An 18,022-nucleotide genomic window follows, 5' to 3' on the forward strand; every position below is an offset into this window, starting at 1 on the left:
TGTGGCTCTTGTCAATAATCGCGGCAACATTGCCGGCGCTTTGCATGAGCTTGGCTCTTCAAAGAATGTTCTCAGCATTGTTTCGTCGATGTTGACAGCAGGCTTAACCAGCCAAATAACGGAAATGGCAGGTGTTGGACAATCTTTGCCAAAAACCGCTCCTTTTGTCGATCGTATCGCCCTTGAAGCGAAAAAGAACTTGATCAAAGCCGCCATTGGCACAGGCGTGCAAACGGCTCTTGAAGGCGGCTCTCTTGACAAGAACTTTTTTAACAATCTGCGCATCGCCCTGTCTGATACGGTTGGCAAATCGTTGGCAGAAGAAATCGGTACCGCCAAGGCAGAAGGCAAAATAGATACGGTCACACAGATCGTTGCCCACGCTGGTCTTGGCTGCTTAAAAGGCGCTGTTGCGAGCGGTGCTTGCACGGCCGGTGCTGTGGGGGGTGCTGTGGGCGAAGCCACTGCTATGCTCCAGTTTCAATTGTGGGTGCAAGGCATTGTGAAAGAGGAAATGGGGGATCTAAACGGTCGCACCCCAACTCCGGAAGAGGAAGCGCGTATAAACGCAAAGATTGATGCGCAGTTTGCTGACTTTAGAGACCACACCATTGATGTCGCAAGGGCTGCTGGGGGCGTTGCCGCTGCCCTTGCCGGTGGCAATGTTGATGCCGGCGCTGATGCCGCAGGTAATGCCGCTGCAAATAACTTTTTGGGTAGTGCACAACGCGCTCAGATGAAGAAAGAGTTAGAAGAGTGCCCTGATGATCAGTGTCGAAGAGATGTTAACGAAAAATGGTTCGAGATTGATGAAGAGCAAGATAGGATTTTTGAGATAGGTCTTGCGAAGGGTACGATTGTTGGTGCCGTAAAAGCAATAGGAAACGGAATATCTGAGACAGCTCATGACGTTAAAGAATTAGGATCGGCAATAGGAAACGGAATATATGCGACAGTTCATGACGTTAAAGAATTAGGATCGGCAATAGGAAACAGTTCAGTTGATGAGATCTATCAAAATGCCCTTCAAGGCGTTGGAACAGCAAAAGCTTGGGCCACGAGTGGGCATATATTTGATGATGTCTGGGAAGGTGCTGGTCAACTCTGGGAAGGAGTTGGTCAATTCTGGGGAGGTGTTAAGGATTCCTTTAGAGGGCACATAGATCACATACATGAAACAAGGGAGAAAGGGAGGGATGGAGCATTCAGTGCTGGTGCTGAATCTGGCGAAATGGCAGGTGAAGCATTAGGAGATGTGGCTTATATAGTGGGTTCTACAGTGCTTACTGACGGTGCTGTTTCAGCAGCCAAGGGAGGCGTAAAGCTTGCGGGCAAGCTTGTAGAAAAAGATCTCATCAAATTTGCTGCTAAGACTGAAGAAGCAGCTGCAAAAGCAGAAAAGGAAGTTGTTCAATCAGTTGGAAAAATTGGCTCTGAAAACAGTGCCAAGGGCGAAACATCCCCAAAGCCTTCAAAAAGCAATAGCAATCGTGAAACACTCGAAAAAAATAAGGAGCATCATGACGGAAAGCGTACAGAAGAAATGCAAAAATTACAGGAAGCAGGATGTACAACATGTACGCAAGAAGCATCGTTTAAAAAAATAGTTGAGAAACCTGATGGTAAAGGAGGGACAAAGGAAGTTGCAATAAGATCCCGTCCTGATATTCTCTATATAGAGGATGGTGAATTAAAAATTGTTGAGGTAAAAACGGGGAATGCTGGTCTAACCGAAAACCAAAAGATTTTGGAAAAGGAGTATAAAACAGGAGATGCGCAACCCACAGGAGATGTTGTTTTAAAATTCCTTGAGAAAAACAAAGAAAAGCTAAATAAATATCAACAGGAACTCAGCGATTTTAAGAGAGATTATAAAGGAAGTGCAGAAAAATTTGAGGAAGCATTAGATGATTTTAAGAAAAATTGGCCTAAAGAACAACTGGGCAAGGGTTGGGGGAGACCGATAAAATACGAAGTTATTCGTCATCCGAGCCGTTTAACAGAGCTTCTTGCACAAGGAAAGTGATTCATGATGCAAACTAAAGATGTCACAGAGATTTTAAAAAGACTGGGCTGGGAGCCTTATCGTGATAACGTGGGGGATACTTTTGCGCATTATCATCTTCCCGATCGCATTGTCGGTATTGGCTATGGTGTAAAAAATTATGGAGAGAGTGGCAAAGAGTTTTTGCTTTCGGCTGATCTCACCACCGCTGCTTATTGTCTTGCTCGGGAATATTCTAGAGGTGAAAAATCACAGCGTAAATATGGAGATGTGCTGTTTTACGCGAAGGAGGATTTTAATGTTAAAGCTCCGGATCTTTCCGAAAGCCATATTAAGGACGCTCTAAATAGAGTGATTGCATGGGCGCAAGCACAGGATATTGAAAAAAAGTTGTGCGAGGAAGCTACTAATCATTCTGCCGTTGCACAAGCATTACTTGGTGATATGGAGGCTTTAAGGAGTGATAGATCTACCCCAAAACTATCTGTGCCAGAATTTGCTGATTATAAAACAATGACATCGGATGATCGCCTGCTTTTTTTTGCACAGGCCTATAAAAATGGGGAATTAGACGATATTCTAACGCGCAAGAAGCCAAAACAGCGCTCGATAAGTCTCACAGCAGCAATGCGCGTTCTTAAAACACAAGGGTGGTTTTCAACGGAACCTGGAAAAATGTGGTTGATTTTGCCCGACCGCTTTATTCAATTTGATTTTGGTTTTATACGTCTTCATGATAATTACAATGTCCGTATTGAAGCTGAAATATCTAATGAAATGATTTCTGTCGCTTGCAATTGTATTCACTATAGTAAGGAATATTGGTGTGTTTCTCCTAAAAATATTTATAATTCTTTTAATACGATTGGGGGGGGGTTTTTTAGTGGTTTTGGTAAAGGCATTGATATTTGTGTAGAGACATTAGATGAGCAAGAGCTTATCAAAATCTCTGAGCGGATAATACAGTGGGCACATGCCCAAGATTTACAAGCATCAATAGAAAGCAAAACACGTGTTCAAAAGTATAGCTACAATATACGTATAGTCTGGCATTTGGCTTGTTTAGCATTGACAGGTCAAATTGATGTTCTGAAATCTTATCAAAATTTTTTAGAAGCAGGTACGATTTCTGAAATTTTGGATGACCGTGAAGTAGAGAGATATATTAACCAGGCCGTTCAATTTGCTGAAGAATATCTGAAAATCCTTAATGAGCGAAAAGCTATAGATGATCGTCTTAGTTTACAAGATTTGTCTTTTCTTAATACAGTTTCTGAAGACTTAAAAAGGATGGACTGGACAGTCTATCGTGATAAAAATTACAATTGCAATGCTTATTTTATAAAGAAAGATCGTATCATTAATATAGTGTACAACCTTGATAAAAACGGAGAGACACCATTTGTTACCTTCAAGGTTTCTCTTTCAACACTTGGTTTTTCTACAGCTTATCGATCTATTTTCATCAATACTCCCCAATATACCGTTCTTAAAGAATCAGAAGAAGTTTATGCAGTTTCTAGTACTGAATTGGATGAAGGCAAGCTGAAACAGATCAGTGCGGATATTTTGTGCTGGGCTGATCGACAAAATGTGAATCAAATCATCTATGATTATGCGGCTTTGTCCCCAGACAGTGAATATGATTTTGCGAAGTTGCACCTTATTGCACTTATTCTTATTGGGGATGTTGAAAAACTCAAATTTTATAAGGAAAGTTTGAAGGATAAAAACTTTTCAGCTTTGATAAGGGAAAACATAGCACATATTATTGATAACGTCCTTGCTCTTGCACGCCGTTATCGGACTGGTTTTCCTAAAAACGCTCCGATTTTGAGCTTGGATCCGCAAACAGCATCTGTTGCTTCTAAAACAACTGCTGTTGAAGCGGCAGAGGAAGTGGATGAAGCGGATGACACTGATGATCGTCTCACCATGGAAAGTGCTCATGCACTTTTAAAAAGCCTAGGCTGGTCAACTGAGAAAATCAATGAGAATGACCATATGGCAAGCTATCAATTGGCTGATCGTGAAGTAGACATTCTTTATAACGACGAAATTGCCAAAGATTACCCACAATTTGATAGCGCTTTTATGATTAGTACTGGCATTCTTTCCACCGCTTGTAAATTCATTGATCCTACCCACACGGAAGATATTCCAGATATACAGCTTAATTTTGAAGCAAAGGGGTTAGAAATCTTTGAACCAGAAGTTACTGCGGATCGCTTAAAGCAAGCACTTGATGACGCGCTAAAATGGGCGGTAACAGACATTGACCTTTCTGAAAGACTTCGCTCTGATTATGGCGCTGCTCCTTGGGAAAAAAGCACCACGTCTGAAGCAAACGATGCACATTATGCTTTACTTCATCTTGGCGCTCTTGCTTTGTTGGGTGATGCTGAAACCTTACAATCTTATCAGCAAAGCTTTACGGCAGGTGATCACCTAGGTTTTGACGAGAGCATCAACAAAACCCACCTTGAACGTGCATTAGCTTTAGCCAAAGAAGTAGCAAAGGTGAAGCAAGTGAGTTACGCTTTGATTAAACAGGTGGCAGAAAAGCTTGATGATCCACAAGAGGTTACCAGCAAGGAGCAACCCCGCTCGTGGAAAGAGAAAATAGTCAATTTTATCGGAAAAAAAGACAAGAAATAGCACCTAAAAAATATCGAAAAGATTTCAGAAATTTAGAAAATAAGACGCGCTCCAAAGCCTTGATCACTAGTTGAGAAACTCAACAGTAGTGTGGCTCTGATCATGGTTTTGGTGCAAGATTTTAATGAAACAGCCTATTATTTCATAGATTATTAAAATTACTTTTTATGGGCTTTTGTCTATTTTATCGGTTATGTCAGTTTATTTAACAGACGAATCTTATGATTTTAGTGAATGATTAAAATGTGCTTTATGAAAAGCATATGATCCTTTAAGCCTTTCAAAAGAAAGGGATTATAATCATAATAGATGCTATCAAGACCATTATGGTTATGAGTTTTGGAGGTTTAGGGGGTTTTGGAGGTGCTTTTTACGCTCCCCCCTTTACATATTTTTCAATAAAAAATAAAAGTCATTATATTTCAATAAGTTAATCTTTCAAATAAACAACCTATATTAAACACAAAACATAAATACAATCTTTAATATATATTTAAGAGGGTTTTGTAGGTGTTTTGGGGGTTTGAGAAACATTCAAAACCTATAAGTAATATAAGAAAATGAATATACATAACTCTCTTTAAACAAAGCTTCTGATAACAATAAAGCTATCATTTTAGATTACGGTATAATCTTTTAAAGGCAATGTAAAAGAAGCGTATTCACTTTAAGATGGGATTTCTTAAAAGTCTTAAAGCAATTCAAATAAGAGTATTTAAAAGTGCAAATGATTTCTTTTTAGAATAACGCATACAAACACTCCTTTTAAAGATTGTATGTAAGCAATTTATAAAGAGGGTATAGAACCTATAGGTTATAAGACCTTATACCCCTTTGTGAGGTTAACATGCCTATCATCTGAGCAAGCCAAGTCTATTCAGTTTCTCTAATTTCTAATTTTGGTAAGTTCTTAATGATTTTTATTGTTTCTAAACTTACGGTAATAACCTTTTGAAACAACTCTAGAGGATAAGCAGAGTTGCCAACGGTTTCAACAGCATAGCGATTGGCATCATTCACAATACCACTCTTTTTATCAGTCTTTACACATTGACGCTCCATAACCCATTCAAGAGCGGGTTTACCATTAACGATATACTCATAAGCTTCAAGAGGAATATCTGTCATGATGATATTGCTGTTATAAAAAACAGTCGATTTATCCTTTTCCTTACTATTCCCAGAAAATTTCATTTCAGTCACGTAATAGAATTTTTCGGGATTAGAGATCTCTGTAACTTTTGGATTACCCTTTTTAAAGGTCACTGGATAAGGCTCTACAGTTTCATAATTCACGTGCAAATGACCGAGTTCACGCCCTGCTGTTACGAACTTCCAAAAGTCATCAGCACTCTTTACACACGGGATACGAGGCAGTTCTTTAGAGAGGTTATCAGCATAACGAGAGCGATAATCTTCCGAATGAAGTAGACCGTAAACATAATAGAATAAATCATCTTTCGTGATAGTTTCATTCGGATAAGCAGCTTTAAAATGTGCTAATCCTTCATCCGTAATGGCATCACGCCTCTGTAAACCAACTGTTTTACTTTCTTCTGTAGAATCCGTAAATAAATGGGATTGTTTCTCTCTTTTACTTTTTGGGACCGTACTATCTTCATAAATATAGCGTGGAAAGCATTGTCCATTTTCTATCACCTGAACATCGGGCAGAGCCGTAGTCATAAGCACAGAAAAGCCTCCCATTGCTCCTATGCCTGTAACTTGTATGATTTTATTTTCAACCGCTTTCTCCATTGGGAATATACGCGGCGTTTGGTAAACTCTCTCATTGAAAGTACGATTATAATAAAGCCACTGTCGTGTAAAAGGGCGATATAAACTTTGCATGAGGCATGCATCTTCGAATTTAAGAATTTTTCCTCTTACCAATTCTTGTTTAACATTATGGCTCCAGCTAATCTTGCTCTCATCTGCATTGATGAAATTGTTTACAGCATTTGCACGTATTTTATGATCAGCATGTGGATAGGCATCATTAAAACGTTCTACTTCGCTATTATAGAAAGTAATCATATTATGCATATTATTTTCTAAAATCTTATAGCTTGAGTTATATGCCCAAGCATCACGGTTTGTTTTTAGACCACAGGAATAAATTTTAAAGAGCTTTTTATCATGTCCTTTTTTAACACCTATAGCTAAAAATTTTTTAAAACTGTCATCACGTTGCTTTATCCAATCCCCATGCTTATCCGGTGTAATTATTTGCCAACCTTGTTTACTCCGTGTAATACCATTAATGCTTCCAAGGGATTCAATCATTGTAAGCTTTTCTTGCCTCGTGAGATAGTCTCCAATATCACGAAAATATATCTTACCACGCTGTTGTGCATTTGGATTTTTTACGAGAATGGAAATCGCTATAGGGGCTCGAGATCCAGAACCAAAAATTTTACCACCTTCTTTTCGAGAAAGTTCTCCAGAAGTTCGTTGGTTACCCCGTAAATGGAAAATATAAAGGCTGCTAAATTCCTCAACGAGGCACTTTCGTAGACTGTCCGTAGAACTTCCATTAATAAAACCGGCATTTGTAACAAAACCAATAATACCACGGTCTTTTATACGGTCACTTGCCCAGCGAATAGCACGAATATAGCTATCATAAATTGCTTGCATATTGGTTGCTTTTGAATGAGCAGCATAAGTTTCACTAATACGTTTATCTAAAATCGGATAGGGTGTGTTTTTTGCATTATCATTTTCGTTTTTTTGCTTTGTTGAATAAGGAGGATTGCCGAAGATAACTTCAATATTGAGGTTTTTCTGAAGTTCTAAATATTCACTGTTTTTCTCTAGTAAACCTCTCATCAGATCTTGTTTTTCAAGCATCCGGAATGTATCGGTTAAACCAATATGTTTGAAAGGAATATACTCTCCTTTCTTCAAACTATGATAAGTCGATTCAATGTTAATGGCTGCTATGTAATAAGCCAGTAAAACAATCTCATCGGCATGGATATCATGACGGAACTTATATTCCATATCCTCTGGTTTTATGAGATTTGATTGTAAAAGCCTTGTGATAAAGGTACCCGTTCCCGTGAAAGGGTCAAGAATAGAAACTCCACGTGACCCTAAGCTTTTTCCAAACTCATTACGCAACACATCATCAACAGAATGAATGATAAAATCCACAACTTCAACGGGGGTATAAACAATGCCAAGCCTATCCGTGGTTTTCTTAAATGCCTTGGTAAAAAAATCTTCGTAAAGCTTGATAATAAGATTTTGTCTTGCCTGTGGTTCTGTAATGCCAGAGGCACGGAACTTTACGCTGTCATAAAACTCTTGTAATTCCTTGGATTCTTCCTCAATATTTGTTTTATCAAGTTCTGTTAAGATTTTTTCCATTGCTTGCGAAATGGCATTGTTTTGTACAAATTCATTGCCCTCAAACAAGGCTTCAAACACGGGACGCGTCACAAGATGTTGCGCTAACATCTCAATCGCTTCTTCTTGCTTTATCTCACTGTTTAAGTTGTTTTTTAATTCGTTATAAAACGCATCAAAGGCATGATAAGCTTCGCTTGTTTGATCAGAAAGCATAGTTTGAAGGCGTGTGATATGGTTTTGTGCAATCTCAGCAACATTGCCAGCCCAAATGCCCCAATAATCACTCATAGTAGATTTTTTAACAATCAGTGTTTTGAGAGCATTGGGAAACTCAACAAAAAAGGGCAATCTTCCTTGTCCTTCATATGTTTGGTGCGGTTCATGAGCTTGTGTCCCAATACGAAGTCCGGATTGTTCCGATTTTTCGTGGAGCGTGATTTCGTCAATAACCGTGGTGACATTCTCTAATTCGGTCTTTTTAGAAACTGTAACAATGTCGATGATAGAGCTTACGTCTTGCCCTAAGACCATCTGGTTAAGGGTTTTACTAAAATTCTCATCATGGGCAAGCAAAGCATTGAGAACTTGCCAGACAACACTGTATCTCTTATTGTTTTTTAATGCCTCTTCTGGTGAAACACCAGCAGGAACACCAACCGGCAAAATGATATAGCCCATCTTTTTGCCTTTTGCACGACGCATCACACGTCCTACCGCCTGTATCACATCCACTTGGCTTTTACGCGGGTGTAAAAACATAACCGCATCAAGGGAAGGAACATCAACACCTTCTGAAAGGCAGCGTACATTGGTTAATATACGGCAGACATTCTCACCCGCATCTTCTTTCAACCAATCAAGTTTTATCGTACGGTTTTTGGCACCAGATTTTCCATTAATATGATCTACTTGACAGTTAAGAGGGGGAATATTTTTATGGTTTTCATGAAGATTACGTAAATCTTTCTTAACTTCTTCATCGTTGAATGTTCTACATATGCGTTCAGAAGTATCAATATCTCTACAAAAAGCCAAAGCCCGGTGCATGGGTCTTGTATCATCCCCAAGATCAATTTTCAGATCCATTTTGGTAAGAGCTTGATAACAACCCATGATCTTTGTTCTATCATCAAGAATAAGTTCATAATTCTCATCTGTCATCAGATGCTGGATAGATTTACTCACTTCTCCTTCATCAACACCTAAAACGATAATCTTGTAAGGCGTTAAAAGTCCATTTTTTACAGCATGGGAGAAACTATAAGAATAAAGGATTTTTCCATAAAGCTCTTCATCATCCATAGAAGCCAGAACAGCATCAATCTCATTAGCTTGTTTTTTGGCATTATCACTAAAGATACGAGGGGTTGCTGTCATATACAGACGTTTCTTGCCCCGAATAAGGCTATTATTATGAACCTTGATAAACTCAGATTCACTCTTGTCTGTTCCTAACACAGCTCCAGTGGTACGGTGTGCTTCATCACAAATGATCAGATCAAATTCCGGTAAAGCATATTTCTTTTGCGCATCCGAAATCACTTGTATCGAATGGTAGGTAGCAAAGACCACTGTCATGGCATCAGGAGAAACCTTATTGGCTTTTTCTCCAAGCTTTTGAGAATCTGTTGTTGCTGGTAGAGCGAGATCCGAGACATCGAGTTCGGCAGCATCATCTTGGGCTTTACGACGTTTGCCAACTTGTGTATCAGAACACACGGCAAAGGAACGCAAGGGTATTGCTGTATCTGCTGTCCATTCTCTTATTGTTTGTGACATTAAAGAAAGAGAGGGGACAAGGAATAAAACACGTTTACCTTGACCAGCAAGAGCTTCTGCTATCTTCAGACTGGTAAAGGTCTTTCCCGTTCCACACGCCATAATCAGCTTGCCGCGGTCTGCTTCTTTTAACCCTTCACAAACAGCTTTAAGCGCTTCTTGTTGATGATCTAAAAGCTTTTTCGGTTCTTTTTTCTTAAGAGTAGCTTCCCCTTTGCTTTCAAAGGTTGCCCAATCTATTTGACTGTTTTCCAGATCAAAAAGATTAATCCGTTGAATGCGGACTCCTTGTCCTTCACAGGTGAGATCGGCATTGTTACTCCAATTACCTTCGGTGCTATCAACCAGAATACGGCGTGTGAATATTTTCTTGCCAGACGCTGCTATAAAGCTATCAATATCTTCTTTCTTGATCTGATGATTTGCACTATAAAACTTACATTGAATAGCGGCATATCCTTCTTCATCACGAATTTTAGCAACCAGATCAATGCCAATATCACGTCCATCTTCCCCATGCTCTTTTGCCCATTCACAATAGGTTTGAACCTTTTCATATTCTTGGCATTGCAGAGGGTCTTGCGTCAAATAAGCAATTACAAACTTTTCAAAAGAAGTTCCTCTATCGCGCGCATTTTCTGTATGATCACGGTAGGATTGTAACAGAGAGCGTAATGTCAGTGGTTTGTTATGAGATTGAAGCATTTATAATAAAACCCCACCGCTATATAAGCGTTGATCTATCGATGTCAAAAAACTTTAAATAGAATCTGCTAGATCTATTTAAAACAAATAGCAATAATAAAATAAAAAAAGGGTGCTAAAGACCCACGACCTGCTTAAAAAGAAATTTTATTAAAGGCTACTTATCCACAGCCTATGACATGAGGTAAAATCAGCAAAATAGTGAAATTTGCTGTTCGTTTTATGGAAAAAAGACAAATTTGATATGTGCTTTTAAGATATCAGAATGTATGTTTTGATAGGCTTTTATTGCTTGCTTTGTAAGAAAGATAAAAAGCATATACCCCCCCTATACCCCCAAAACCCCTACAAAACCTATGCTATAAGTTGAATTTACAGGTTGTAATGTTGATATAGATTGTTTTTTGAAAAGTTGATAAAAATTAACATATTGAAATATAGTGACTTTTATTTTGATTTTTAAAATATATAAAGAGGGGAATAAAAAGCACCTCCAAAACCCCCAAAACCTCCAAAACCAATAGATGGGAAGTGTTTTGAAGGTTTCATTTTATGAATACATAAGTTATATGTTTTATTGGAATTTAAAATTCATTCATTGAAATGTTTTATGACTTTTCACTAAAGGATGCCATTCATAGCGTATGGTAGGTCGACCGCCTTGGGAGTTATTGTCTCCAGAGATTTCACGAATATAATTGCAACGGCATAAAAGCTCTAAAGCTTGCTTCACAGCTTCATTGTCTTTTAAACATTTCCAATCACGTTTATAAACATCCCGTGCAGTAAAAACATTAGGTAAACAATCACAGCGCTTGACAAGCAAGTTTGCACTTTCTGTTGCTAATGTATCATGCGCCGCATAAAGACGTTTGGCATGACTTAACAGATATTTTTCCCAATACAAGGCTCTCTCAAGAGCATTTCTATTGATTTCAAAACGACCCCCTTCGGTCAATTCAAAAATCAACGCAAGTGTTGGTATGGTTTTATCCATTTTCAAAAGATACGATTGTAAATTTGTAGAGAAATGACCACTATTTATTTTTTTCTGAAAATCTTCCCACCATACACGAAAGATCTCTTGGGCATCAGTAGAAAAGTGTATGGTTATCGGATGCTTTGGTGAGCCTAACGGTTTATCATAAAGAGAACGAAAGACCCCTTGATAGCTTTCCCATGCCTTTTGATTGGGAGGTCTATCAACCCATAACCGCTCTTTTCGTTCATCGGGCCATACAATCATTTGAAATCGTTGCATGAAACCATCATCATTTATTCCATGGCACATGGCTTGAATAATGGGAATAATGCGTGAGGGTTGAATGCCCCCAATAATGGAAATGGTTGCATTGGGAATATGAATGGTTCCACGTTCAATACGGTCATAGGTGTATGACGTATTGCCATTAAAAGCTGTTAGATAAAAGGCACGGTCTGTTTGGTATTCCTTTCTTTCCATATTAGCTAAAAACCCAGCCAATTCATCTCGTACCATCAAGAGACCACGGGGGTTTTCTTTTAAGAGTTCCCCAAGCTTTTCGACAGTCACATCGTTGACAATAAGACGTCGTTTATCAAGAGTGTTATCATCACTTTCTTTGTGTTCAATAGATTGTGAAAGAAGGGCAAGGGCTTGTTCCTCATCTTGATCTTTGAGTGCTTTATAGGCTTGTTTTTTCTTTTCTCGTTTATCTAATTCAATAAGAATATCTTTCTTTTCTTGCTGTTCTTTCTTCTTTAACCATTCTTGATGCCATTCCTCTTGAAAGGCATAGAGAGGAGTTAAAGCGGCTTGCATGGTAGGTGTTTTGAGTGTTGAAGGTTGCCCCACAAGAGCACCCCAGAGATTAGGAACAATTTTCCAATTATTATCATGTTTTTTGGGAGCAATCCGCACGCCATTGCCAATCACAGCAGCCAAGCCACATAAAGCAGAGATAGCAATAAAATCGATAGAAGATTGTTGAAGATCGGCAACCTCATAAATATAGTCCATTAATGGCATTGGAAGCTGTAATAAGCTAAAAGGCTCGACAGGTAAGAGAGCCGTAGCAATCGGTTTTAATTGCCCCCAACCATTTTGTTGCAAGGCTTGTTCATAAGGAATGGCTTTTAAACAAGTATTTTCGTTTAAAGAGACATTATCGTTATCATTGACGGGAGTATTTTCATTATTGTTTTGTAAATTACTATCTTTCATAGTTTCCCTCTTTTAAGAAAGTAATACGTTATTAAAATCCGTTCCTTTTGGAGCTTGCATCATAAAGACCTCAAAGCCATGGTTATAGGCACGCGCAGCGAGGGTAAAACCTGCTTTACGACCCGCATCATCGCCGTCCATTGCAATGGTGAGACGCCCTTTTGTAGGGGGTAAATTCACACGCATCATGCCACTGGTTGAAAGAGACGCCCATAAATTCACAGGCTCAGATAACAACCCAGACAAAAGAGCCAGACCCGTTTCAATGCCCTCACAAATGACCAAATGTTTTGGATTGGCTTGGCTTAAATGCACCCCACCACCCGTTACAGATCCCAACATGGCTTTTGCTGGTTTTTGGTCTGTTTTGCAGCCATTGGCTTGTAAAAAGGTTCTATGAATGGCGAAAGAGCCAGCGCCCTTAACAAGAGCCACCAACGCGGGCAGTGTACCCCCAGAGGGGTATAGACACTTGTCGTGAAAACGTAAATCAGCAGGCAAATCACATGTAATACCCCGCATGCGTAAATAGGTTTCTGCTAAAGTATTTTTGATTGGTTGGCTTTGTTGCCAAATTGCTTTTGCTCTCTCTGCTTTCTGTTTTGCTCGTTTGAGATCAGCACAAAACTGTTTGGAGAAAGAGAGCGTCTGATCATAAGCTTGTTTTCCAAGCAATCCAATTCTAATGAGTGCTTGTATGATCTCTCTAAAAGAGCAGCCAGCATAACAATAGAGTAAGAGACGCCCATCATGTCCATTGGCAAGGGATAAGCTAGGCAGCCTATCATCATGAGCAGGGCAACGGGCTATTCCATAACGCCCATGCCAAACTCCACGTAATGCACAAGTAATTTTTTGAGCTGTTGTATGCAATGCATAAGCATTGCTTGTTGTAGCATTTGTAAAATGCATAAAATCCCTTCCTGCTACTTGCATTACAGGACAGATTCTGTTATTTCGGGATTTGCGAAAGTCGAAATACTTTGTCTGTCCTATAAGGCGAAGTTTTCTTTAGGCGGCGTCGTTGCCACGTTGGTTTTTTGCCTTTTCGATTACATCGCAAAGGTCAGATTGTAACCAGCGCGCTAAGGAACCAATCTTTAAAGGCTTTGGTACCGAGCCATCAGCGACCCGCCGCCAAAGTGTTGAAACGCTTATATTAAGTAGTTTTGCACTCTCACGTACTGTGAGGAGTGGTCCGTTTGGAATCATGGAATCCCCTTTATATTAAATGATAGAATCACTGTTTATTAACTATATATAAATAGCAATTCGTAGCAAACTTTTCCAGCAAAAAAACAATATCTTGTGATTTTTTATCAAGAGAAGCAATAATTTGTGATTGTATCATCCGTTATGGATAAAATAAGGAAAATGGAGACATAGAGCTATCCACAACTTTTATTGTTTTGATCAGTAACATAAGAAGCCCATCTATCCATAAAAATACGACGCTGTTCTAAATAGTCAGTCCGACGATAGGCACGCTCCACTTTTCCCCCAACCGTATGACCTAGAATGGTTTCAGCAACCTCATAAGGGGCATTGGTTGTTTCTGCGAGCCAATCACGTAAACTAGAGCGAAAACCATGCGGACAGGCTTCAAGTCCTGTTTTTTTCATGTATTGTAACATGCTGTTCTGTGCAAGGGGACCACGACCGGTTGCAGAAAAAAGAAACCCATTACGAGATAAAAGGCGTGCTTGTTTAATCACTTTTAGTGCTTCTGATGATAAAGGAACGCGGAATTCTTCTGTAGCATCGCGTCGTCCTTTCATACTTTCAGCAGGAATGGTCCATATATCCCCATCAATCTGATCTTCATGCATATAGCGCAAAGGACGTGTACGAACGCCTGTAAGAATAAGAAAACGCAAAGCCAGTTGTGTCATTGTTGTTGTTTTGCAGAGTGACTGATAAAAGGCAGGAACATCTTTCCAGTCCATTGCTGGTAAATTTTGTGCTTTATGGCGTTGTTTCCCTAAGAGAGCCCGTGCTTTTATCGTTGCTTGTAAATCAACATCCAGCCCCAAAGCAGCAGCATGTTTGAGACAAATATTAAGACGATTTATTGCTTTCTCTGCGGTTGCAGCTTTTGCATGCCAGATGGGAGCAAGAACATTGCGTATCTCTGTTTGTGTAATTTCTGAAATAGGAATACAGCCTAATTTGGGGAGAATATAAAGTTGTAAAGGTAGAAACCAATTCCCAGCCTTGCCATCTCCTTTTAATTCAGCTTTACGACTTTCAAAAGCATCTAAGGCAATGTCTTTTAAATAATGGAGATTACTTATTGCCTCACGCTTTTGTTTCTCACGTTCTTTAATGGGATCACGCCCCTCATGCAAAACAGAACGCCATTGATTTGCTAATTCACGGGCTTTTTTTAAAGAAACATTTCGCAACGCACCCAAGCCCATTTCGCGGCGCCGACCATGAATGGTATAACGATAAAGCCATTGAGCACCACCATCTTTACGCTTATGGAGAAGCAAGCCGGCACCATCATTATATTTGCCAGCCCCCAATGTTGCGACAGCCCTTGCATTAAGACGATTCATAAGAGGCATTTTTACTCCTTTCTTTCCTCATTTTTACCCACACACCAGCCCCGCTTTTGACGTGCAAGCAAGTGATATTAATTGATTCAATCTGAGAGGGTTTGTGATGAGAAAATCTTACTATATTCGGAGTTATGATTCAAGTTGAAAAAGGATGATTTATTATTATAAATCAATGTGTTGCCAGACCCCGGAATACTAATGCGAGGGCGCTCGCAACCGGTGGGGACATCAAGTGAAAGCCAAAAATCTACATTTTTACGATATTTCTTTAGGCCAAAAATTCGCTTCAGAAGAAACGTCATGGGTTTTTCTCAAAAACAATTAGGAAGTCATTTAGGCGTAACATTCCAACAAATCCAAAAGTATGAAAAAGGCTTAAATCGCGTAAGTGCAAGACGTTTACAGGAAATTGCTCATATATTAGATGTTCCCGTTTCCTTCTTTTATGCTGATAGCGCAAAAAAAGAAGAGAGCCCCTATCATTGTGATGACAGAATAGCAAGCAAAGCAGAATATTTACTTTTAAAAAATTTCAGAATACTGACCCGCAAAAAACAAAGAGCAATTTTGCAGTTGATTTCTGATGAAAAAATGACCCCTTATTTTCATAAATTCACTGAAAGGACAATCAACGTCCTTAATAATCTTGACAAGAATTGTGACTGTCTCCCCACACCTCATGAGAATGAAAATTCTTAATCTAATCTGATTTGTAAATAATCCGAATTCTAACGAGTTTAACTTAGAAATAGCACGTTGATTTATAATGATAATCTAACGTTATTGATATTGAATAAGTGTTTCGAATATCGTAAAATTCTTTCATTTCAAACGTGTTCTATATTGTATCAATCAAAATCTCTTGTTTGCACAACACAAGCAAAGTTGGCGTGTGAGTAAAAATGTACAAAAAGGCATACCTCTTATTGAATCGTCTCACATACCAAGAGCTGTAACGACATTGGGTGCTAAAAAAATGTATGATGGTGCTAACTTGCTCTTTTATTAAACGTAAATATGGGAGTGTTCAACGGCTTTCCACTCATATGAATCACTTAAACAAAAGGCTCTCCAAACAAGCCTAAGAATATTCCCACACACTAAAAAAACACTTAAATATATCGAGAAAGATTAAAGATCTTATACCACCATACTACAAAGATTGATATTTATAGCAAAATAGGATTAAAGTAAAAATAAGAAATATAAAGTAAAAAATAGACACGAAAAAAATATATGTATAACTTTCATAAGAATTTATCTATATATGGATACTTAAGTTTATTCTGTTGTGCCATAAATTCTATCATTTAAGGTATGAGGGCATGAAGCACGCATACCTCCTTAAAAAATTCAAAAGTGTGAAGGTAAACAATTGACAGAAGATAAGGAATTCACTTAATTAAAGTGTTTTCTAAAGAGATAATAGCTTAGCGTAAAATATTCAATTTTTTCAATTCTGAAAGATTAAAAAAGACGTATCATTTGAAATAAAACAATTTATTGTGCTAACGATGATGATTGCTGTGCACAAAATTGAGTTGTTGAAAATCAAAAATATAATTTAATGATGTTCCTTGACCAACTCACTCTCTCCTGAGTATAGCACGGGGAATAAATGTGGAGAGACATGAGGAGTATATAGAAAATGAGTTTTAAAGTTGCAATTGTCGGCGCGACCGGAAATGTTGGTCGTGAAATGCTTACAATTTTAGAAGAACGTGGTTTTCCTGCGCATGAAATTGTCCCTCTAGCATCACGACGCTCATTAGGACAAGAAGTTTCTTATGGAGATAAAACTTTAAAAGTAAAAGCACTGGATACTTACGATTTTTCTGACACAGACTTTTGTCTTATGTCTGCGGGAGGAAGCATTTCCAAAGAATACGCCCCTAAAATCGCTGCTGCCGGCTGTGTCGTCATCGATAATTCCTCCACGTGGCGCTATGATGCCAATGTTCCGTTAATAGTCCCTGAAGTCAATGGCGAAGCTATAAATGCCTTTTCTAAGCGTAATATTATAGCAAATCCTAATTGTTCAACAATTCAACTGGTCTTAGCTTTAAAACCTCTCCATGATGCTGCAATCATTAAACGTGTTGTTGTCTCTACATATCAATCGGTTTCTGGAGCTGGTAAAGAAGGAATGGACGAACTTTTCGAACAATCACGTGCAGTTTTTGTTGCAGACCCAATTACATCAAAAAAATTCACTAAACGTATTGCCTTTAATGTCATTCCTCATATCGATGTTTTCATGGAAGATGGTTATACAAAAGAAGAATGGAAAATGACGGTTGAGACGAAGAAAATTCTCGATCCGAAAATTAAATTAACGGCCACTGCTGTTCGGGTCCCTGTCTTTATCGGTCATGCCGAAGCCGTCCATGTTGAATTTGAAAAACCACTAAGCGCATCTGAAGCACAAGCGCTCCTCCGCGATGCACCAGGCTGTCAGCTTATCGATAAACACGAAGATGGTGGTTATACCACACCTTATGAAGGTACCGGAGAAGATGATACCTTTATTAGTCGTGTTCGTGAAGATATCACCGTTGAAAATGGTTTAGCTTTCTGGGTTGTCGCCGATAATTTAAGAAAAGGAGCAGCATTGAATGCCGTTCAAATTGCTGAATTGCTCATTTCTCGTAATTTGATAAAGCCTAAGTCCGCAAATTAATGCCCTGTCCGAAAAGATGAAGAGCCCTAACCGGTCTGTCAAAAGTCCGGCTTCTCTTCAGTATAATCTTT

At 38.8% G+C, this 18,022-nt stretch carries 9 protein-coding genes; 4 read left to right on the forward strand and 5 right to left on the reverse strand.

Features of this window, described 5'->3' with window-relative positions; translation table 11 throughout:
- Nucleotides 1-2,026 (forward strand): DUF637 domain-containing protein (locus tag ACFILH_RS09350; RefSeq protein WP_375667724.1); only part of this gene is annotated, 2,026 nt, incomplete at its 5' end.
- 6 nt (nucleotides 2,027-2,032) lie between these two features.
- A complete protein-coding gene (locus tag ACFILH_RS09355; RefSeq protein ID WP_375667733.1) occupies nucleotides 2,033-4,663 on the forward strand; it encodes a DUF6990 domain-containing protein in 2,631 nt (876 codons plus the stop codon).
- 873 nt (nucleotides 4,664-5,536) lie between these two features.
- Here the strand turns inward: ACFILH_RS09355 and ACFILH_RS09360 are convergent.
- The 5 genes from ACFILH_RS09360 to ACFILH_RS09380 all read right to left on the reverse strand — a co-directional run bounded on the left by ACFILH_RS09360 (nucleotide 5,537) and on the right by ACFILH_RS09380 (nucleotide 15,277).
- The gene (locus tag ACFILH_RS09360) at nucleotides 5,537-10,504 is read right to left on the reverse strand and encodes a DEAD/DEAH box helicase (RefSeq protein WP_375667726.1); all 4,968 of its coding nucleotides are present in this window, start codon (nucleotides 10,502-10,504) and stop codon (nucleotides 5,537-5,539) included.
- Nucleotides 10,505-11,099: 595 nt separating this feature from the next.
- A complete protein-coding gene (locus tag ACFILH_RS09365; protein ID WP_375667728.1) occupies nucleotides 11,100-12,707 on the reverse strand; it encodes a YfjI family protein in 1,608 nt (535 codons plus the stop codon).
- A 12-nt stretch (nucleotides 12,708-12,719) separates the two neighbouring features.
- Entirely contained in the window at nucleotides 12,720-13,619 is a 900-nt protein-coding gene (locus ACFILH_RS09370) for a toprim domain-containing protein (RefSeq protein ID WP_375637766.1), read from the reverse strand.
- 99 nt (nucleotides 13,620-13,718) lie between these two features.
- The gene (locus ACFILH_RS09375) at nucleotides 13,719-13,919 is read right to left on the reverse strand and encodes an AlpA family transcriptional regulator (RefSeq protein WP_015856773.1); all 201 of its coding nucleotides are present in this window, start codon (nucleotides 13,917-13,919) and stop codon (nucleotides 13,719-13,721) included.
- A 176-nt stretch (nucleotides 13,920-14,095) separates the two neighbouring features.
- Nucleotides 14,096-15,277 carry a site-specific integrase gene (locus ACFILH_RS09380; protein WP_015856774.1) on the reverse strand — a complete coding sequence of 394 codons (1,182 nt, stop codon included), beginning with the start codon at nucleotides 15,275-15,277 and terminating at the stop codon, nucleotides 14,096-14,098.
- A 294-nt stretch (nucleotides 15,278-15,571) separates the two neighbouring features.
- On the opposite strand from ACFILH_RS09380, the gene ACFILH_RS09385 reads away from it, so the two are divergent.
- Together ACFILH_RS09385 and ACFILH_RS09390 are read left to right on the forward strand one after the other, a co-directional pair.
- Nucleotides 15,572-15,970: a helix-turn-helix domain-containing protein gene (locus tag ACFILH_RS09385; protein WP_275065251.1), complete on the forward strand. Its 399-nt coding sequence runs from the start codon at nucleotides 15,572-15,574 to the stop codon at nucleotides 15,968-15,970.
- Nucleotides 15,971-16,919: 949 nt separating this feature from the next.
- Nucleotides 16,920-17,951 carry an aspartate-semialdehyde dehydrogenase gene (locus ACFILH_RS09390; RefSeq protein WP_273791468.1) on the forward strand — a complete coding sequence of 344 codons (1,032 nt, stop codon included), beginning with the start codon at nucleotides 16,920-16,922 and terminating at the stop codon, nucleotides 17,949-17,951.
- Nucleotides 17,952-18,022: the final 71 nt, after the last annotated feature.

Source organism: Bartonella sp. CL435QHHD (genome assembly GCF_042195095.1).
Classification (GTDB): Bacteria; Pseudomonadota; Alphaproteobacteria; order Rhizobiales; family Rhizobiaceae; genus Bartonella.